The organism is Escherichia sp. KTE172 (assembly GCF_000408845.1).
Lineage (GTDB): Bacteria > Pseudomonadota > Gammaproteobacteria > Enterobacterales > Enterobacteriaceae > Escherichia > Escherichia coli.
The window spans coordinates 979,720-999,912 of record NZ_KE137316.1 but is presented as its reverse complement, the minus strand read 5'-3'; the positions used below and the strand labels follow the sequence as shown (position 1 = coordinate 999,912).

General features: G+C 45.6%; 16 protein-coding genes and 5 pseudogenes. 10 read left to right on the top strand and 11 right to left on the bottom strand.

The features are described 5' to 3' along the window. Positions 1 to 335 precede the first annotated feature (335 nt). Complete coding sequence (locus G434_RS31085; RefSeq protein ID WP_001322502.1) at positions 336 to 503, top strand: HHA domain-containing protein; 168 nt, start codon at positions 336 to 338, stop codon at positions 501 to 503. 213 nt (positions 504 to 716) lie between these two features. On the opposite strand, the gene G434_RS30690 is transcribed toward G434_RS31085, so the two are convergent. Further along, complete coding sequence (locus G434_RS30690; protein WP_001297900.1) at positions 717 to 917, bottom strand: hypothetical protein; 201 nt, start codon at positions 915 to 917, stop codon at positions 717 to 719. A 199-nt stretch (positions 918 to 1,116) separates the two neighbouring features. Here G434_RS30690 and G434_RS18735 point away from each other — a divergent pair, with 199 nt between their 5' ends. From G434_RS18735 to G434_RS27155, 5 genes and pseudogenes are all read left to right on the top strand, one after another. Then, entirely contained in the window at positions 1,117 to 1,686 is a 570-nt protein-coding gene (locus G434_RS18735; RefSeq protein WP_000221519.1) for an inovirus Gp2 family protein, read from the top strand. A 165-nt stretch (positions 1,687 to 1,851) separates the two neighbouring features. Beyond that, positions 1,852 to 2,253, top strand: coding sequence for a putative zinc ribbon protein (locus G434_RS18740; protein WP_000271042.1), 402 nt, complete (start codon positions 1,852 to 1,854; stop codon positions 2,251 to 2,253). After that, the gene (locus G434_RS18745) at positions 2,241 to 2,651 is read left to right on the top strand and encodes a zinc-ribbon domain-containing protein (RefSeq protein ID WP_001221618.1); all 411 of its coding nucleotides are present in this window, start codon (positions 2,241 to 2,243) and stop codon (positions 2,649 to 2,651) included. Before G434_RS18740 ends, G434_RS18745 begins: the two co-directional genes overlap by 13 nt. 283 nt (positions 2,652 to 2,934) lie before the next feature. After that, positions 2,935 to 4,554 (top strand): annotated as a pseudogene (locus tag G434_RS27165) (ISL3 family transposase). An 88-nt stretch (positions 4,555 to 4,642) separates the two neighbouring features. Further along, a pseudogene (locus G434_RS27155) lies at positions 4,643 to 4,926 on the top strand (gamma-glutamyltransferase); the annotation flags it as partial. Positions 4,927 to 4,965: 39 nt separating this feature from the next. Here G434_RS27155 and G434_RS18755 read toward each other — a convergent pair. From G434_RS18755 to G434_RS18795, 9 genes and pseudogenes are all read right to left on the bottom strand, one after another. Beyond that, positions 4,966 to 6,000: a phosphotriesterase-related protein gene (locus G434_RS18755; protein WP_000656349.1), complete on the bottom strand. Its 1,035-nt coding sequence runs from the start codon at positions 5,998 to 6,000 to the stop codon at positions 4,966 to 4,968. Between the two features lie 2 nt (positions 6,001 to 6,002). Further along, on the bottom strand, positions 6,003 to 6,968 hold the full coding sequence (locus tag G434_RS18760) for a DMT family transporter (protein ID WP_000739817.1): 966 nt from the start codon (positions 6,966 to 6,968) through the stop codon (positions 6,003 to 6,005). 53 nt (positions 6,969 to 7,021) lie between these two features. Then, complete coding sequence (locus G434_RS18765; RefSeq protein ID WP_001066372.1) at positions 7,022 to 7,780, bottom strand: glutamine amidotransferase; 759 nt, start codon at positions 7,778 to 7,780, stop codon at positions 7,022 to 7,024. Positions 7,781 to 7,793: 13 nt separating this feature from the next. Continuing rightward, the gene (locus G434_RS18770) at positions 7,794 to 9,008 is read right to left on the bottom strand and encodes a PfkB family carbohydrate kinase (protein WP_000667429.1); all 1,215 of its coding nucleotides are present in this window, start codon (positions 9,006 to 9,008) and stop codon (positions 7,794 to 7,796) included. A 195-nt stretch (positions 9,009 to 9,203) separates the two neighbouring features. Then, a pseudogene (locus tag G434_RS26445) lies at positions 9,204 to 9,542 on the bottom strand (transposase); the annotation flags it as partial. A gap of 467 nt (positions 9,543 to 10,009) precedes the next feature. Further along, on the bottom strand, positions 10,010 to 10,783 hold the full coding sequence (locus G434_RS18780; protein ID WP_000589885.1) for a YaiO family outer membrane beta-barrel protein: 774 nt from the start codon (positions 10,781 to 10,783) through the stop codon (positions 10,010 to 10,012). Position 10,784: 1 nt separating this feature from the next. Next, the gene (locus G434_RS18785) at positions 10,785 to 11,309 is read right to left on the bottom strand and encodes an LbetaH domain-containing protein (RefSeq protein ID WP_000582569.1); all 525 of its coding nucleotides are present in this window, start codon (positions 11,307 to 11,309) and stop codon (positions 10,785 to 10,787) included. A gap of 34 nt (positions 11,310 to 11,343) precedes the next feature. Further along, a complete protein-coding gene (locus tag G434_RS18790) occupies positions 11,344 to 12,540 on the bottom strand; it encodes a glycosyltransferase family 2 protein (RefSeq protein ID WP_000854360.1) in 1,197 nt (398 codons plus the stop codon). Positions 12,541 to 12,553: 13 nt separating this feature from the next. Next, positions 12,554 to 13,216: a PIG-L deacetylase family protein gene (locus G434_RS18795; RefSeq protein WP_024174324.1), complete on the bottom strand. Its 663-nt coding sequence runs from the start codon at positions 13,214 to 13,216 to the stop codon at positions 12,554 to 12,556. A gap of 1,038 nt (positions 13,217 to 14,254) precedes the next feature. Here G434_RS18795 and G434_RS18800 point away from each other — a divergent pair. Together G434_RS18800 and G434_RS18805 are read left to right on the top strand one after the other, a co-directional pair. Then, positions 14,255 to 15,478: a phosphoadenosine phosphosulfate reductase gene (locus G434_RS18800; RefSeq protein WP_001542270.1), complete on the top strand. Its 1,224-nt coding sequence runs from the start codon at positions 14,255 to 14,257 to the stop codon at positions 15,476 to 15,478. Next, complete coding sequence (locus G434_RS18805) at positions 15,463 to 16,107, top strand: IbrB-like domain-containing protein (protein ID WP_000502870.1); 645 nt, start codon at positions 15,463 to 15,465, stop codon at positions 16,105 to 16,107. Before G434_RS18800 ends, G434_RS18805 begins: the two co-directional genes overlap by 16 nt. A 370-nt stretch (positions 16,108 to 16,477) precedes the next feature. On the opposite strand, the gene G434_RS18810 is transcribed toward G434_RS18805, so the two are convergent. Beyond that, entirely contained in the window at positions 16,478 to 18,625 is a 2,148-nt protein-coding gene (locus G434_RS18810) for a TonB-dependent receptor plug domain-containing protein (protein WP_000966628.1), read from the bottom strand. A gap of 1,179 nt (positions 18,626 to 19,804) precedes the next feature. Between G434_RS18810 and G434_RS30685 the strand changes: the two are divergent. Next, positions 19,805 to 19,993 (top strand): annotated as a pseudogene (locus G434_RS30685) (IS4 family transposase); the annotation flags it as partial. Between the two features lie 8 nt (positions 19,994 to 20,001). Further along, positions 20,002 to 20,145, top strand: a pseudogene (locus tag G434_RS30680) (cobalamin biosynthesis protein); the annotation flags it as partial. Positions 20,146 to 20,193: the final 48 nt, after the last annotated feature.

The window sequence follows — 20,193 nt, the reverse complement described above, 5'->3', positions numbered from 1 at the left end:
CTAAGAGAGTAAATCTCTCCGGTAACAGAGCGCTGTGAAGCATTCTGTATCAGAGTGCAAATACATGAACGCTGATGCGTAAAATCAGCAGTGACACGCCAGCTCCCCCTATGCCCATTCCTGTATAAGACATGAACTGAGCGTATTAATGCTCCTGCCCTGAGACTGAGCCGGTGAGTGAGGGGCTGAGAAATCCCTCTTGACACTGCTCTAACCAGAAATACTTCCCCGGTTGTTGCGGTGCGTCCGGATCCCCGATAACGGAACACTAAGGCTGTATTGCGGGACACCGGGTAAGTGGCAGCCTGTAATGTGTTCTGTCAACGCCAGAAAAAATGATTTTTCACACGCGTTATAGACTCACTCCTGTGGACCTGGAAGCCCGTAACTCTGCGGTTGCCCACCGACTGACGGAACTGACCGCAAACTTTACGAGTGCGTGCAGGGCTTCAGTCTGGTCACCTGAGCGTTCGGTAACGGAGGCGCGGGCGGTAATAGGCTGATTTTCAGGTATTACCGGCTTACAGCGTGTGGTTGATATTGAGGGGCTGTGAGTTTCGCGTATTTGTCAGAAACCCAGACGAGTTTTCCTGTATGGGACGAAATAAGGCAGCGGCAATACCTGGAAAAATTTAATATGGTATGAAGGAGAACCTGTCGGTTACGCTTAATATACCCGGTACACTGTCAGCTCAGGGGATACATGAACCGTTATCTCACCAGCTACACAGTATATACACACTGACGCTGACAGTAGTCAGCAGGACCACAATAATCAGTGCCAGCAGTATGGTAACGATACGGTCTGTATTCCGGTAATAGCCGAAGGGGTCGACAGAACCACAATACGGGCAACACACTGTATTATGAGTAATCGCGTTTCCACAGTCCCTGCACTTCTTTTTGCGTATCACCATCACTCCCTCCTCACAGCCTTACCCGTAACCGGTTTTTTACATTAAAAAAACAACGCTGAAAATTCAACCGTCAGTCCGGAGACGACCGTTCGGGTTATCACAGAGTGCCTGAGACAGTGCCCTGCCGGAGGTCACTTCAGGGACTCTGCGCATTTTTTACGACGTGGCTATTCCGTATGAACCATACGGAGATTTAACCATGACCTACAAATACAACCCCTTCTGGCAGCAACGTATTCGTGAGACAGTGCGGCACGCACTGAATGTTCATCCCCGCCTGACGGCATTGCGGGTTGACCTGCGTTTCCCGGATGTACCGGCAGCAACGGACGCAGCTGTGATATCCCGCTTCATCAATGCCCTGAAAGCCCGAATCGACGCTTACCAGAAACGTAAGCATCGGGAAGGTAAACGCGTGCATCCCACCACTCTGCATTACGTCTGGGCCCGGGAGTTTGGGGAGTGCAAAGGTAAAAAACACTATCATCTGATGCTGCTGGTCAACCGGGATACCTGGTGTCGTGCCGGTGATTACCGCGCTCCGGGATCACTGGCCGGAATGATTGAACAGGCCTGGTGCAGTGCCCTGGGGGTGGATGCCGGATGCCATGCCACGCTGGTGCATTTTCCGGCCTGGCCGGCGGTGTGGCTGGCGCGTAATGATGACACCGGCTTTCAGCAAGTGCTGGAACGTGCTGACTATCTGGCGAAGGAGCATACCAAAGCTCACTGCACCGGTGAGCGCAACTTTGGCTGCAGTCGTGGCTGAGCCAGACAGACGAGTTATCTGACTTCAGTGTGATGACGTGTTCATGGCCACCACACTGATTTTCCCTTATGAGACTGAACTGAAACCGCCATTCACACCTGACCACGCTGCCCGTACCGGGACGGCTGTTGCCTGCGTGTCGTCTGACGGTAAGGAACATATACTATGTACGCAAAATCCTTTCTCGCTCTTGATAGCAACGGACGTCTGACGGGCGCCCGTACTGTACAGGCCGCACCTTATGCTCACTACACCTGCCACTTGTGTGGCAGTGCACTCAGATACCATCCGCAATACGACACTGAACTTCCCTGGTTTGAACACACTGACGACAGGCTGACAGAGCACGGTCAACAGTGCCCTTATGTCAGGCCGGAGCGCAGAGAAATACAGTTGATTAAACGTCTGCAGCAATTCGTACCGGATGCCTTACCCGTGGTGCGTAAAGCCAGCTGGCACTGCAGACAATGTCACCACGATTATTATGGGGAGCGGTACTGCACACACTGCCAGACCGGAGGATTCAGTATTCCCCGGACAACTCAGGAGGAAATATGCGAATTCTGAACTGTTATATGGCGAATGACAGCAAAGGCCATTTTGTTACGGCGAAAGAAGCAGCGAAGCACAACCGCCAGGACGTTTTGTGCTGTGTGTCCTGTGGATGCCCGTTAACACTTCAGCGGGGCAATGACGGACAACCACCGTGGTTTGAACATGACCAGATGACTGTCGCTGAGAAAATCCTGCTGCGATGCACCTGGCTTGACCCGGCAGAGAAAGAGGCCCGTCGTTTGCATCTGCAGGGTATGACGGTTCCGGATTATACGGTGAAGGTGAGAAAGTGGTTTTGTGTGATGTGTGACGAAGATTATGAAGGAGAAAAGTGCTGCCCGAGTTGTGGTACCGGGGTATACAGCAGGGAGGGGGGGCTGCAGGAAGGCAACTGGAAGGATAGGAACTGAGCGGTTCAGTCGCGGAAATCAGTTGTAGAGCTGTAATGATATCTCCGGGAGTGCTGCGTTGGTAGGGGCATCCCGGGATAGAGAAATTTTAGCACTTTGCCCTGAATGATTGTAGACGTCCCGGGTACTCGTACCGGTCTGAGTTATTACAGTTAGATATTCACTTTTTCTCCCGCATACTTCACATCTGTCAACGACGGATGAAAAGTGGTTCTTCCGCAACCTGGGTGGAAGAAAATGGATGAAACTTTCTGGCGAACAAGGATCTAAGCTGTTTTAAGTTATGGGCAACGCAATGCACTCTCTTAAGACACTTCTACAGTTACCTTGCGGATGGCGATGCAGTCGACAAATTATTAGCTCTGACGGTATAACCCTCCATCTCCACGGAAAACGCAAAACAGCACAATGTCCTGAATGCTTTAAGCGTAGCGACTCTGTTCATAGTTGTCGTCGGCGCCGGATACAGCATCTACCCTGCTCAGGGCAGACGCTATGGCTTGTATTTTCCGTCCGCCACTGGTACTGCCGTAACCCGGCTTGTTAACGTAAAATTTTTGCCGAGTCGCTTGCTCCCTTCGCCGGTTCACACCAGCAGTCTTCACAGGCGTTACAAAATTTACAACGTCAACTGGGATTAATAGCTGGAGGTGAGGCTGGAAAACGGGCTGCAACGGCAGCGGGTCTCCGTTGCAGTGCTGATACTCTTCTTCGCAGGGTTATCAATACCCCGGAGACGAAACAGTCAGGCGCGCCTCATGTCGGTATTGATGAGTGGGCGTGGCATCGGGGCCACTGCTGCGGTATGTTAATAGTCAATCTTGATACTCACCGTCCCCTCGTCCTGCTTCCCGGCCGTGATCAGCGTACGCTGGCGACCTGGTTCAGAAAATATCCGGAAATACAGGTTGTCTCGCGTGATCGCAGTGGAGTCTATGCGACAGCAGCACGTGAAGGTGCACCTCAGGCCAGACAGGTGGCCGATCGATGGCACCTGCTAAAAAGTATTGGTGATGAGCCTGAACGAATGATGTACAGACATATGCCTCTGATACGTCTTGTTGTCAGAGAGTTATCACTGAAGAAATCACCTGAGCCAGAAATATCTGTGCCTGTAGCATCGCTCCGTCGTCCGGAACGCCTTAAACAGCAAACCCGCAAAAAACGGCATCAGCATTGGACAGAGGTTATGGCCCTGCATAACAAGGGATGTAGTTTCAGGGAAATATCCCGTATTACAGGCCTGTCGCGAGTGACAGTCAGTCGCTGGGTGCGTTCAGGAACATTCCCTGAAATGTCAACCCGGCCTCCAAAGCGAGGGCTTCTGGACCCATGGAGGGAGTGGTTAAAAGAGCAACGAGAAAGTGGTAATTATAATGCCAGCCGGATATGGCGGGAAATGGTGGCCCAGGGGGGGACAGGCAGTGAAACCATCGTCAGGGATACTGTTGCCAAATGGCGTAAAGGCTGGAACCCACCGGTTACTACTGCCGCAAGACTTCCTTCAGTGTCCCGGGTAAGCCGCTGGTTGATGCCCTGGAGAATAATCAGGGGCGAAGAAAATTATGCATCCCGATTTATTAGTCTGATGTGTGAAAAAGAACCGGAGTTGAAAATAGCACAGCAACTGGTACTCGAGTTCTACCGTATTCTGAAAACCTAAAATAAATCACAGCTAAGCAGCTGGTTCACTCGAGTTCACGAAAGCGGCTCAGCAGAACTTCGGTGCGTAGCTGCGGGGATGGAAGCTGATGCTGCGGCTATATGTGAGGCAATCAGCAGTCGCTGGAGTAATGGTGTTGTCGAAGGTCATGTAAATCGCCTGAAGGTGCTGATACGCCAGATGTATGGTCGAGCCGGATTTGAACTACTTAGGCGGAGGGTAATGAGTCCACTGGCATGAAAATCTTCACCTAGGTTGCGGAAGAGCCACTTTTGCACTGTTCGTGACAGTATGGCCTTTATGTACTCACTTTGTTACCGGTAGCTGAATCATCACTACCGTGCTGCAAATGGTGGTGAACAGCATCAATTGTGGAATGAATGTTGCCGAAGCGACCAATGCGCCTCGTTTCCACCATCAGTGGTTGCCGGACTAGCTGCGTGTTGAAAAGGGTTTAGTCCGGATACGCTCAAGCTGCTGGAAGCAAAAGGTCAGAAAGTGGCGCTGAATGAGGCGATGGGCAGCACGCAAAGCATTATGGTTGGGTCGGATGGTGAGTTGTACGGCGCATCCGACTCGCGCTTGGTGGATGATTTAACGGCGGGGTATTAATTGACATCCCCCGGCGCAGTGTGCCGGGGGATAATGGTTTTATGCGGTCAATAATCGTCCGGGATTATCGATACAGAGTTTTTTGAGGATCGTTTTATCGACGCCGCGCTCCGCCAGATAGGCCAGAAAAACATCTGGAACAAATCCCCAGCCATTACCGCCATTTTTAGCCCACATTTGTTTAAGGAAGACATCGTGGCTGAGAACAAGCTGATCGGCGTATCCCAACTCAATGAGATGAGCGACGGCATCGGCAGTCTCCTGCACCCCTGGCGCTATTCCCTCTTTCGGGAAGGTAATGTCTAGGCCAATCATGTCGAATTCCAGCCAGACACCCTTATCAAGCATTTTCCGCTGATACGCCACGTCTTTTCCTGACGGATCCGAGTGTGCGAGAGAGACTTTATTTGGCGAGACGCCCATTTCACCTAACACAATGTCGAGTACTTCATCACCGCGACGAAGCCAGCCCGGCATGTGAATATTCATCGCCACATGAGGATTGTTAATCTGTGCCAGCGAGGCAGCCCGCAAGCTGTTATGCTCGGCTTCGGTAAATGTCGGTGAGACACCTATTTCACCGATCATTCCGGCACGAATATCCGTATCGCCAATCCCTTGATTCAATTCTTTATCGATCGTTGCCGCCAGTTCATCAACCGTTTTATGAATTCTCTGGCTTTCAAATTTTTCCAGGTAGGGACCGGAGGAAGCAACAATATTCAGACCTGTTTTTAATGCGACTTCTCGTAATGCCTGCGCATCTCGTCCGATAGACTCAGACCCTGTGGCATCAACAATGGTGCGACCACCGAGCGAGATAAAGTTATTAATTTCGAAGATCACATCTTCAATAGGTTTGCGGTCCATATTATCAGCGCAGCAATAAGGATCGTGTTTTAATGCCCACTGGATTTCTGCCGTGACTTTTTTATCAACAAGCCGTTGTGAAAAAGGATAGCAAGGAGCATCCACAACAGAGGAAAGATCGTTGAACAGATGTTCATGAGGAAGTGTTAGCCCCATATCTTCACGGGCGACGGGGCCCGTCACAGTTTGTAGATAATCTTTCATGATTATACCTCCATTTTCTTCATTGTTTTCGAGGTTCTGTATTCCGGAATAGTGGTAACAATTGCACCGACCAGTGCAAACAGTGTTCCGATGATCGTGACCAGATAAACGGTATTGCCCAGCGATGGAATTAATACGTCAATCAATACTGATCCCAGTAACTGGCCCGCCGTTGAAGCAACCCCCAGCATCAGTAACCCCAGACCTCTGACCAAAATGGCCATTAAACCGATAGACATTAGTCCAAGCGGGCCGCCAAGATACATCCACCAGACATCTGGTAATTGAACAGTGACGTGCCCTAATGCGACACGAATAGCTAGCGCTGTGCCTAAAACACAAAATCCAACGATGAAATTCCAGGTGATTGAAACCAGCATGGATCCCGTAGCTTCAGCTACTTTTGCATTTCCAGCGGGCTGCCATCCTGCAAGCAAACCAGCTAAGAACGGAAGAATGGCAAGTAAGATGAAAGAGGTAGAATGCCACTGCGGTGACACAACAAAAATCGTAGCAATAACCGCAAATAATGCACCGATGATGCGATAAGGGGTAAAGTATTTTTTCTCGTCGACACCGATACCAAAGCGATCGCAAAGTAAACCAGACAGCAATAGCGCGGAGATCAGTGCGGTTTGAAACGTTGCGACCCCGAGTGCGCTGGCTGATGCGCCTTCAGAAAATACCACCATCGCTCCACAGAGACCGGCAAACCAGTTCCAGAGAGGAACTTTTCGGTTTTTAATCAGAGAAGGAATTGCCGCAAATTGTTGCCGGGTTTCTTTTCGCGCCATAATAATAAAAAACATCACGACTAAACCACTGGCAAAGGAGATAACTGCGCATGCATTACCATCCTGTAACCAGTGACCTAATTGACCATTCACCGCTGATTGCATAGGGGAGAGCATACCCGCAAGAATCGTGGCAAGCATCCATAAGGGAGTTGAGTACTTATTCTTTTTCATACATCAATCCTTCTATTATAGTAAATGGGGTAACTGGAGTTACCCCATTATTATTATCTTGCAATATGAGTCAGTATATTTACCCACAACGCGGTATAGAACGGCCAGGACATAAACTGCTGTGTACCCCAGTGCGGTGAACAGTCACTCATAAAGCAGGCTATTTTCCCGTTGTGATAGTTACCAAAGACCAGTAATGGATCGTTGTTTATTGTTAATACCACCTCAGCATTTTCTTTAGCGATCGCCCGGTTATAACCTAGGAAAAAAGGATATTCAGAGAACCCTTTAATAACTGGATGTTCAGGTTGTGATGGCTGTGCAATAACACCCTCTGGTTTTTCGACACGATCGTCACCATCTAACATCGTAACCGGGAGCACATCAGCCAGAACTGTATTTTTATAATTGGCTTTTGCTTCAATTCCCATGAATGAGAGATAGCCGCCAATCATCAATAACCCACCACCGTTATTCACATATTCTTTAATCAGTTCGAGAGCGTTTGGTTTTATGCGAAGTTGATAAAAAGTATCATTTTGTAGCAGGAAAGTATTACTACCAATATCACTAATAACGATGGCATCATATTGTTCTAACTGTGCCACATCTTCAGGGAAGGCAATTTGTACCGTATGTGCCGGCATATAGGTGACATCTACCTGACTATTTTTCAGACATTGGAGTAACCAGGTCGCACCTTCTTCATATTTACTTGAGGTAAAACTGTCATATCCTTTTGAATGAATCATATGAATATGCCAGGATTCCCCAATAAAGAGCACTTTTAGTGATTTTTTGGTGTTATTCATTCTCTGTCCCTTCTTAATGCGTAAAAATAGTTTGCTGATAATGTATACTCTGAATTCGATGTATCACAGATTCATGTTCAGGCATGTCGGAAGCATTGCTTGTCTCCACCGCTAGGGATGCAAAGGCGCTGGCATAACACAGTGCTGATTCCAGTGATTTTCCTTTCGCAAGTCCTGATGCCAGAGCGCCGTTAAAAGCATCCCCGGCTCCTGCCGTATTTTTAACGACCGCTGGAAACGCTGGCGAATGAATGAATTTTTTGCCATCAAATGCGAGCGAGCCCTTGCTACCGAGCGTGATAACCGTGTTTTTTACCCCTTTATTGTGGATAGCTTCTGCAGCTCGTTTAGCTGATTCAAGATCGTGTACGTCTATGCCGGACAGTAAACCAGCTTCTGTTTCATTGGGGGTGATATAATCAACATCCTGAATAAGTTCGTTGACGATATCATTATAGGGTGCCGGGTTAATAATGACCGGGATACTGTTTTTTTGCGCCAATGTGATCGCTTGTTGCAGAGCGGTATAATTTGTTTCGAGCTGCAGAAGTATGACATCAGAATTAATAATCGCTTCTTTCTGAATAGTTATTTCATCGGACGACATTGTCATGTTGGCACCGGGATAGATCGCAATAACATTATCGCCAGTACCTTCATTAACAAGGATCGTGGCAGTTCCGGTTTGCGTTTCTTTCGTTTGATAAATTATACTTTTATAAATCTTAGACGAATTCATAAAGTTGATCGCATAATCACTAAAGTGATCTGTACCTACTTTTGTTATGAAATAAACATCAGTATCGGCAAAGCTTGCTGCCAGCGCTTGGTTACAGCCTTTTCCCCCCGGTGAAAATATAAAATTACTTGCCAGAAGCGATTCTCCGATAGTGGGAAGCCTCGGCAAATAACTGATGATATCAACATTAAACGAACCAATAACGCATACTTGACTTTTCATAGTTGAGTGGCCTTTTTTTATTCCCTGGGCTGTATCATAATTTTCAAGCGCATAAGCGATTTCATTTTTCGCAATAGTATCAAGCGAGTCTAGGACGATAAAAGCACCGCCATGACATCGAGTCAGATAGCCAAGCCTGGCAAGTTCATTAAGATCTGATCGAATAGTTTCTTTCGTTACATTGAGGCTATTGGACAGATCGGATACTTTTACAGAACCGAATTTACTGAGTCGTTTCAATATTTCATGATGGCGTTCAAATTTCATGCTTCACCTCACTTCAGTTACGTTAATATCTATCGATGTATATTGATGTGATAATCACCATAAAGTGGCGGGGAAAAGCAAAAAAAAGCAAAAATAGCCTGAGAAAAGGTAAGCGTTAATGGAGAATCATATTGATGCTTATTTATTGGTGAGAACTACGTTCCATGGCAGGAGTTCATCAATACGGTTGGAAGGTTATTCCGGCAGTACGCTCAGGATATGGCGCAGATACGCTTCCGGATCAATGTCGTTCAGAAGGCAAGTGCCGATAAGCCCATACAACAGTGCACTGCGCTCGCCGCCGAAGAACATAAAGTTTTTATTTCCGAGACAGATGGCACAAAGGGCTTTTTCCGCGGCATTATGTCTGCCTCCGCCTGACCGTCAACACTGTAATAACAGAGTGCGCCCCACTGATTCAGTACACAGCTGAACCATTCACCCAGTCTGGATTTTTGGATAGCGTGGCATTTTTCTCCACCATGCATGCAGTGAGTCCAGTAACAGTTTGCTCTTCTTCTGCCTGACCACAAGATGTGCTGGACTGGTAAACGATGGGGATACCTGCTTACGCGAGAGCAATAAGTGGCTGGCCACAATTCTCGGTACAAAACTCTGCTGAATAGCAGCGATTTTCCCAGCGTGGTGCGTCGTTTGCATTTTACTGGTTCTAAGTTAACAATTATCTGTTCACTAATGACTACTCTAAAAACTTGTATCAGGACTATCACTTATTTAAGTGATATTGGTTGTCTGGAGATTCAGGGGGCCTGTCTAGAGAGATATAAAGATACCTTCACCCCGGTGATGATAAAATAAAAGTATCTCAGCTATTAAACTGATGTACGATTCGGGCAATAACTTATTCGTATAGAGCACCTTTTCTCTGGTGCTCTATACGAATAAGTTATTGCCCGAAATTAATTATATTGTTTATTATCAAACCGAGTTATAGCTTTTCTCTGAAAACTACCGAATAAAATATACTGATAGACTGCTGCCTAGAATTTCCAGATCAGGTGGGCTGCAAGTTGCAGACCGTTATAATCATCGGTTGGGGTGTTGAACCACACTTTACCTGCCGTCAACCCGAGATTAAGTTGCTCAGTCAGCGGTTGAATTCGTTGCAAACTGATGCTCTTCATGCTGCCGTAGCGTGTTTCTGGCGTCCAGTCGTAGGTGTAAGCACCTGTTCCGCGGCTTAGCCATAGTTGCGTATAACCAGCACCGCGCGGGTCCTTCAGACGCACGGAAATCATATTGCTATAACTACTACCTGCATCGCTGGAGTCATAATGGGTATAGCGGTAACTGGTGATCACCGGGCCAGTATAGAGTGATACGCCGCCTTGCCAGGCATTGACTTCGACATCATCGTAATATTTAGTGTAGCGATAACCGGTCGTGAAAAGCGTTTTTGGCAACAGGGCTAGGTTAATATCCTGTCGAAAATCCTGGCGGGCAAAGACCGGCGTATTATCCGCAAAGGCAATACCCGTTCGGGTTGTCAGCCAGTTATTCCATTTGTACCAGACTGCACCCTGGCCGCGAGTGGCATTGAAATGTTCAGTTTCATAATCACGACGCCCCTGGGAAAGATTAAAAAGCAGCGTTGCGTTTTCAACTTTTGCTACCAGTTCAGCATACGCTAAATTACGGTTGCCATGTTCGCCAGAATAATCGGTAAAATCGTAGCCCGCGGTAATGGAAGTTAACCCGGCATAAGCGGGCAATGCACTAAAAAAAAACGGCACTAATAACGTATGCTTTATCATTTTAATCTCCTGTACGGATAAGTTCTTGTCGGAGTGAGTAAGTTCCACTAGGTAAATTACGTTCTACAATCACGCGCGGGCCAAGTTGTGTGTTCGGAGAAATAATTCGCCCAGGCAAAATAATAACTTGTACGCCAAGGCGTGAACGCTTCCCGATATAACAACCTAATTTATCGCATCCGGTAGCGATAATTCCCTCTGGAGTTCGAACAGACACGGGTTGTTCATCCAGACGATGATTACTGGTACGTACTTGTGCGCCCAAATATGCCTGGTTTGCAACTACCGAGTCGGCAATAAAGCATTGCGGACCAATCGTTGCTTCCGCTTCAATAACCGCATTTTTAATTTCGGTGGCAAAACCAATTTTTACGCCATTGCTGATTATTGTGCCAGGACGAATAAACGCATAATTACCTATCAGGCAGTTTGCGCCAATCACTACCGGCCCCTGAATAACGGCACCGTGGCAAATACGGGTATTCGCGCCGATAACAACCTCACCGGCACTTTCATCAATAATCACCTGGTCTGCAATCTGAACATTTTTCTCTTTAGCATTAAGCTTCAGATAGTTTTTCAGTTCCTGTGACAGAAGGTTGGGAATAAGCGGTTGACGCTTCCACCAGTGCGGAATAGCGGGTGGGTTTGTCGCGCTGAGGTTCGCGTCCAGTAAAAAAGGCAATAAGTCCATAAATAATCCAGATGGCATAAGCTAATAATACATACACAACGGAAAGCGGTGCTAAAGGCACCAACAACCAGCAACGATGAAACCAGGCGCTAAATGCACCAATAACACAAACTACGCCGACCCAGATAAGCGGGAACATTGCCAACACCACACCATGTGGCCCGGTGGTGATGAATTCATTAAACCAGGTAGTGAGATAAATACCAACGCCATAAAGCACAACCAACAGCATAGGAAATATACTGAAGATACCGAAGCGGCTAAATAAAAGTCTTTTATGCAGGCGCATACAGACCGCGTAGCCCACAATCCAACGCCGCCAGCGGCGCCACTCCTCACGCGGACTGTTACATTCCTGTGGGTATACGATGCAGCGATTCGCCTGCCGAATACGGTAGCCGTTTGCCACCAACGTCCAGGTGAGATCAAGGTCTTCGACTTTAGTACGATCAGAGAAACCGAACTTACGCAATACATCAGTACGGAACATCCCGCAGGCACCGCTGATAATAAACGGTGCACCGCCCAGAAACTGCTGTAGCGTGCGCTTCATAACAATCATCGGCAACTTTACGGTGGCGCGGATATGTGGCAGCAGACCTGCCCCTTTTAACGCGGTGGAGGGAATTCCGCCAACGGCATCAGCGCCGCGCTCAATTTCTGCCAGCATATAGCCCATTCCATCATTATCAGGTGGAACGAAAGTATCTGCATCACTTAAAAATACTTGATCACACGTGGCGTATTTTAGTCCATGCATTAGTGCGCCACCTTTACCGGTGTTTTTTTGCGTGACGGCAACAAAGCGGTCGCCCCATTTGCGTTTGACTTCCGCCATGACCGCTTCGGTATTGTCCGTGGATCCGTCGTTAACGCAAATTACCCGGCAAAAATAAGGGTTACGCAGCAGATTATCCAGTGACTGCGCCAGACACGGGCCTTCGTTATAAGCTGGTATAATGGCGTCAATACAGCCTTTCTTTTGACAGGGTTTACGTCTTAGCGTACTTAAAAACCATAGCAACATTGCTATGGTCATGAAGATAAATAACAAAGTTTTCATTTCTATTACTCCGTTACAACACCATCTTATGGACAACAAAACCTTCACACATAGAATGACTAACCTGTTGTCCTCGGAATTTGGCTTGAGCAATTATGTATTCTGGCTGTATGTATCTTCGATGGATCTGGCTTTTATGCTTTTGTAATGCTAATATTTTTTTATTAAAATGGACCTCATCTACAGATTCAAAAACTTGAGGTAAAAATGACAGACATGTACTTGGTGTTTCGTATCCTAGTATTTGAGGAATATAACGACAGGCAACCATTGATGCCTGATAAACAGCAATGTGATCCTGATGCCTGTCAGTATTATTCATGGTGTAAACTCGAGTAATTTCCACATCCTGGGGCGTTTCATTCTCAATTATGTATTCCAGAGATGATATCATCTCTTTTATTTGCAAATATAATCTGGTATCTTCAAAATTTAGAGGGATTAGTTTATTGCATCCTAACATATTTAATGCTTCTTGTGATTCCTTGTGACGATCAATATACTCTGCGCCACAGCAACCAGGTGTCATGACAACAGATATAATATATACTTTTTCATTAGAATAATATGAAAGAGATGCACCACATCCTAATTCTATATCATCAGGATGGGCACCAATTGCTAAAATGCCGGTTCTTTTTCCCGAAGATGTTGTAGAATTCAACATGTAATCTATCCTTTTAGATATGCCATATGAATCCCCATCATAAATTATCACTATCATAAAAATTAATCTTATTAAATATACTTTATATTTACTTTTTCAGAGGCAGAGAAGCATCATTTATGCAACAAGAAGATCTTCATTTCTGTTAAAAAAACAGAGTTTATATGCTATTACGGATTTCAGTCGTAGCAAGTTGAACTGTGATCGCATTAAGACTAATCTTCTGGCTTGTAAAGGCCTTAGTTCCGTCATGACTCTCCCATCAGGCCATAGTTGAGCAAAATCCTGAAAGAATTATCACCTATTGTATCTTCAGATACGGGAGTTTTTGTCCAGTATTGTTGGAATAATCATGTGACTATATTGTTCTTGTAGTTGGAACGTCTTATAAATAAAACGAAAAGGCAGTAAGTTTGTTGTATTTATTGATATTTTTCATTCAGTTAGTTGGCAATAATCAGTTATGGTTGTATTCAAAAGTACAGCTAGAACGAAATTAAAATAACGGGAGCATCGTACATGACTTGATATTTCAGAGGGCTAAGTATTAATATATTACTACGATCTGTCATCATTGACTATCAATATATTAGTTAGTTAAATATCTCTTTGTGTCATTCTGGCTAGTATATACTCATTATCATGAATGCTGCCATGCATAGCTAGGTCATCACCAATTAATGATATTCTCTGGATAATGATTCAAGAGTTTAAGTTCATTGTATATATAAGTTTGTATTCAAAGGTAATAAATTCCTTGTTTATTATTTCTCATGAAAATAGTTAAGAAGGAGTGAAGAGTCTGTTTTTTTGGTAGGAGAGTCTTTATTTATGTGTTTGCTATTAATGAATTTTTGTTAAGGTAGCCTCATTTGTCATAATTTTGCTAATATATGTATCGTCATATGTCGTGTTTTACTAAAAACTTAACTATCATGAACTCGTGATAGTAACAATATACCCTTAAGGTAGAACTTTTTCTTGATGAGAAGGTTTAAGTTTGTAGTTCAGAATATTACTGCCAAGATAGTTTATACTAGGATATGTATGGGAACCATACAGAAGATAAGAACAGATGTTAATGTATTATATGCGGCCATTCACCGTATTGAGTGGTTGTTTGAGACATTTTCATCTGTTTGTTTGTCTTTTTCTGGAGGAAAAGACTCTACTGTGCTGCTCCATCTTACGGCCGATGTGGCTCGCAGGAAGAAACGTCGTTTCTCTGTATTATTCATTGACTGGGAAGCTCAGTACCAGTGCACAATTGCACACATTCTGAAGATGAGGGAGATGTATCGGGATGTGACGGAGACTTTTTACTGGGTGGCACTCCCCCTGACTACGGTAAACGGTGTCTCTCAGTTTCAGCCGGAATGGATATGCTGGGAACCAGGTGTGGAGTGGGTTCGTCAGCCACCAGATGACGCTATTACAGATATGTCGTATTTCCCATTTTATCGGTATGCCATGACGTTTGAAGAATTTGTTCCGGCATTTTCTTCCTGGTTTGCCGGTAACCGGTGTGGAGTGGCAATACTGACTGGTGTTCGTGCTGATGAATCGCTCAATCGCTTTATGGGACTGGTGTCTCAGCGCAAACTGAGATATGCAGATGATAAACCCTGGACCACAGCGTCACCTGAAGGGTTTTATTACACCTTGTATCCGTTGTATGACTGGAAAGCCCGTGATATATGGATATATAACGCCAGAACCCGAGCTATCTACAATCCCCTGTATGACCTGATGTACCGTGCCGGCGTGCCGTTACGCAACATGCGGGTCTGTGAGCCTTTTGGCCCGGAACAGCGTAAGGGACTGTGGCTTTACCATGTTCTGGAGCCGGAAACTTGGGCCAGGATGTGTGAGCGGGTGTCGGGTGCTGCCAGCGGGGCGCTTTATGCCAATGAGAGCGGTGCCTATTTTGCCCTGCGTAAGCGTATCACGAAGCCACCTCATCATACCTGGCGTAGCTATGCGATGTTCCTGCTGGATGTGATGCCGGAAAGAACGGCAGAACATTACCGTAATAAAATTGCTGTCTACCTGCGCTGGTATCAGACGCGGGGCTTCCCGGATGACATCCCGGATGAACAGGAGAATGACCTGGGGAGCCGGGATATCCCGTCTTGGCGACGTATCTGTAAGACACTCATAAAGAATGATTTCTGGTGCCGGACCCTCTCCTTCAGTCCGAACAAACCCCGGCACTATGAACGTTATCTGCAGCGTATGAAAGAAAGGAGGAAGGAATGGGGGATTCTGTGACACCTGAGGTGGAAGTATTGAGCAACATGATTCGACAGTACTTCAGTCAGGAACGATCTGAAGAAGAGACCATACGAGCCCTTAATCATCTGCGCAGGGTGTTGCATGAGGTCAGCCCTTTTGCACAGGAGCCTGTGGACTGTGTGTTGTGGGTGAAAGCGGATGAGGTGGTGGCCAACGATTACAATCCCAATGTCATGTCTTCCAGTGAAAAAAAACTGCTTAAACATTCACTGGAGCAGGATGGATTCACGCAGCCTGTGGTGGTTTCGGAAGAGAAGGAGCATTATCTGGTCGTGGATGGTTTTCATCGTCAGTTGCTGGGCAGGAAAGCGGATACGAGAAAACGTCTGAAGGGTTGGCTGCCAGTGACCTGTATTAATCCGGAAAGAAAGGGACAGGCATCACGTATTGCCGCAACCATACGGCATAACCGTGCCAGGGGAAAACACCAGATAACGTCAATGTCTGACATTGTCAGGGACCTTTCGCGTCTGGGCTGGACAGATGAGCGTATTGGCACAGAGTTGGGCATGGACCAGGATGAAGTGCTGAGGCTGAAACAGATTAGCGGGCTGACAGAGCTGTTTCAGGAAGAGAATTTCAGCCCTTCATGGACGGTTCGTTGATATTGTAAAATATGATAGTTGGAGTAAGGGGCAATAGAAGGAGAATATTTATCCCACCTTCTTCCGAGTCGGGATAAATCAAAAGGTATTATCCATTGATTCAGTATCTGGGTGAGAGTAAATAATCTAAAAATAGTATTGCGTTGTGAACTGATATCACTTTTGAATTACAAAGGTATAGGCTCAGTAACCAGCTTTATAAGTCATTGTCGTAGCAATGACTATAGAGTCATGCTGGCGGGAAGAATAAATATTCACCCCCAGATGGAAAACAACGTCGAAAAACCTTCAACAAACACAATACGTTCGTTAGCCTGCCCGCAAAGCGGGCAGATCAGGACAAAGAATTCCATAACGATTGTTTTTGTCATCAGAAATTCCATACAAAACCTATAGCTGCATTAAAACCTGCTGCAGGAATAGTTTCATGTGCTGTACGGTAGCGTTTGTCTGTCAGGTTATTGAGTGCTAGGTTAATCCGGTACTGATCCTCGTTACCGAATTCTGTATTTACTGCAAAGTTGAGAGTGGCCCAGCCCGGAACATTTGTTTCGGTACCGTTACTGTCATCTTTTGCACTAGAGGCAGCACGAATAAAAACATCAGAGATTATGTTGGCCTGACCCATCACAAGAGTATGTTTCAGCCCTATACGTCCGTTTATCGCTGGTTCTCCTGTATTAGTTGTTTTTAATGTTGAAGTTTCATATTGCCGACGAATTAAATTGCCACTGATATATGGCGAGAAAACCCAGCCATTATATTCCGCGCTTATTTCCAGTCCCCATGTTTTTGCCCGATCAATATTGTCATAATAATAGTAGCTACTACGGGAGGAGTTGGTGTTACCATTGCAAACTATACTGCCATCACAGATCAGACTTGCAATATAATCTTTAGCTTCTGAGTAGTAAACTGCGCTGTCAATCAGCCACTGATTACCATTATATCGTGCACCTAATTCAAAGTTATTGGAGTGTTCAGCCTTAAGATCAGGATTTCCGTATGTGACACTGCCGCCCGCAGATGTCTGCATAAAAAGCTGGGAGAGTGTGGGAAATACGTAGCCTTGCGCGAACGCAGCGCGTAACTCCAAGTTATCGAAACCTGAATAGCGCAGGCTTGTAGATGTTACCATTTCGTGATCACTCGCAGACTCTCTGGCAAGAGAGGTATCGCTTATAATGCCTGCGGTATATGATACTCCGTCACCACGCGTCAACTTTGAAGAAAGCCAGTATTGGCGAACTCCCATTGTCCATGTCCAGTGATCGGCGAATCGCCAGTCATTTTGTGCGAATAGTGAGACTGTACTTTGCTCTGACTCATAATAGGAGCGAGTTCGTGTTTCCTTATTAATGAAGCCGGTCAGAGATTTGCTTGAGGTCATGCCACCGGACCTTTGGCTGACCCTGTCTTGTTTGTACTGTGCACCGGTAACAAGTTCATTATTAGCAGGCAGCGAAAAGTGACTCTGCAATGTGACCGCCTGAGTGTATTGCTTATCATGGGTGTCAGTCTTGTTATGAACGGTCAGAGCCTGAATCATCGGACTGGGAACAGGCTGTGTCGTTTTTACTTCGTTGGCAAATTGGCGCTGGATGGTCTGCTCATACGCGTCGAAATGAATTTTTTTTAGATAGTCACCGTCCACGTCTGTGTCATAGAATACCCCAACTTTCTCTCGTTCAAGTTTAGGTATTTTGACACTAAATGCCTCATAGCTTCCGTCTGGATCCTCATAGTAAGTTTGCGTCGCGAGTCTGTAGCGATCAAGCGAGAGGCCAAAACGATGGTTTCCGGAGTTATAACCCAACCATACACCCTGACTATTGTTACGATAGTTGGTATTCGGCAGACGTCCATCCGGCGTATCACGATTGCCCTGATCAGAATAACTACCGTTGATGCGATAATCAAATCCACCGATGCTCCCCTGGACCGCGATTGATTCTTCCCAGCCTGCTGTTGCGGAATTATAAACAGCTTTCACAACTCCAGATGCAAGTTTGTCACCTCCCTTTTTGGTTATGAAGTTAACAATACCGCCAATTGCCTGTGAACCGTACAGTACGGAATATGGACCTTTCACTACCTCAACACGCTCCAGCGCAGACTCATCTATCAACAGTCCCACACCATAATTATCTCCGGCGCGCTGATAAGTTACCTCCTGACCATCAATGAGAATTAAAACACGGGAGGATGCTTCGCCACGAATGCGGATTTGTTTACGGCCTGCCAAGGAGTTGTCTGTTATCTCTACTCCGGGGATGTCCTGCAAATTATCGGCTATGGAGGCATTGGTGGAGTTCTGCAATGTTTGTTGGTCAATAACCTGTATAGTCGCCGGGCTTTCCCAAAGGTTGCTTGCCGAACGATTCGTGGTCACGACGAGCGTCTCTTCGTTGCTGATTTTTGTTTCTGAAGAAGTTGCGGTTGCAGTAGAAACTATCCCAGAAATGCATAATGACAGAGTGGAAAGGATATAAATTCGACAAGGTATATTATATAACATTTCATCCCTCATTAATACAAAGTACAAATGATTGCTGTAATGATAATTATTATCATTTATGTTCTCATGTATCTGTGATTATTGTCATCTTCATAAATTGTAAATATCAAACATTTTTGACCTTAATCATGTTTTTTGATAGATATTTTACGACTGAACATATCCGTCGTTTCCTCTGACTCGTGTCAGTCGGTCTCTGGTTGTATCCACGGACCGTACTCTTGACATAAGAGTGCGGTCCGTGGAAAACGGAGTTGAAAAAATGGTGTCTGAAAGAAGGTACCATCATTGCGATGACAAACACTTTGGCGTGGATAATGTAATTAATTGCTGAAATTGACCGTATATGCGGTAAGACTCATATCAGTATCAGGTCCGGTTAATTGCTGATACTGACATAAACTTTTTACAAAAGGATGAATGCAGAAGGTTACTCTAATGGCCAGAGTGATGACAATGATGGTCAGACGTTGACCTGCAGAAACTGCATTTTAATTGGTCTATAAAGTCTGCAAGAGGAATCAGGGTCAGATCAGTGAGTCTTATCGCGGCCCGAAGCTATGACTGAAAGAAGGCTGGATACAGAATTGCAACAATTTGGCAATGTCAGAACACAGAAGCTTTGCAAGCAGGTGAAAGGTTATGTCTAGAAAAAGGAGTATATCAGAATACATCTACTGATGTACAAAACACAACAATAGCTTCATGATATATAAATACGTGATGACGAGTTGTACTCCGCATGGTTATTTAACTTCTCAGCACCACTAATGATCCTGAGCAACTTCGTATTTGGGCCATTGCCATGGAGTAGAAAGCTGTGTCTGAGAATGCAGAATTTGAGAAAAGAATTCGCTTTCTTGGAGAGCTTCTGAAAATGGCACGCTAACAACGCTTTGTTAAAAAATGTGAATCACTTGCCGAGGCTGCATTTTCTATTCGAGGAGAATGTTGACGTAGATATTACAGAAATCTCAGCGCATCAGGATAAACTGCTACCTTAGGTCAACCACCAAAAGAAAATACAATACGTCCAGTTTGTATGCCTTTAATAACACATCTTTTAAATGTTGAAGAATTATCCCGCCTGCTGAAGAACGTTGCTCTGAGTGTGATAAACCTTTTTATTCTTGATGATGTCAGCGAGAAGATGGAATATATCCCCGACTGGGTCGTGGTTACCCGGTTAAACATCTGGTGGCGCTAATAAATCTGGCAAGTCACATTCTGTTGAATGCTGTGACAGTGCCTTACCGAGAGAGCGAAATTGTGGTGTTCTAGTGCATAGTCGCCACCATTCCGGATAATTTTATTGCGTTGTTTTACAACTTCTTTTACAGCGCAGATCTGTCGCTGACGTTGAATCAATAGCCTGGATTTCAGAACACAATGCCCGTTTGCTGGTTGGTCCGGCAGTAGCATTAATTCATTATCTGAATGAAATGTGTCAATCCACAGAAACCGCTGTCAATGACGCATTTTGTCGGACGTTAACACGAGAAAGTCTGGCTATTCCGTAATGCCATCTTATTTCGTAATGGATTGAGAATGCTGGATTTTTAATTATA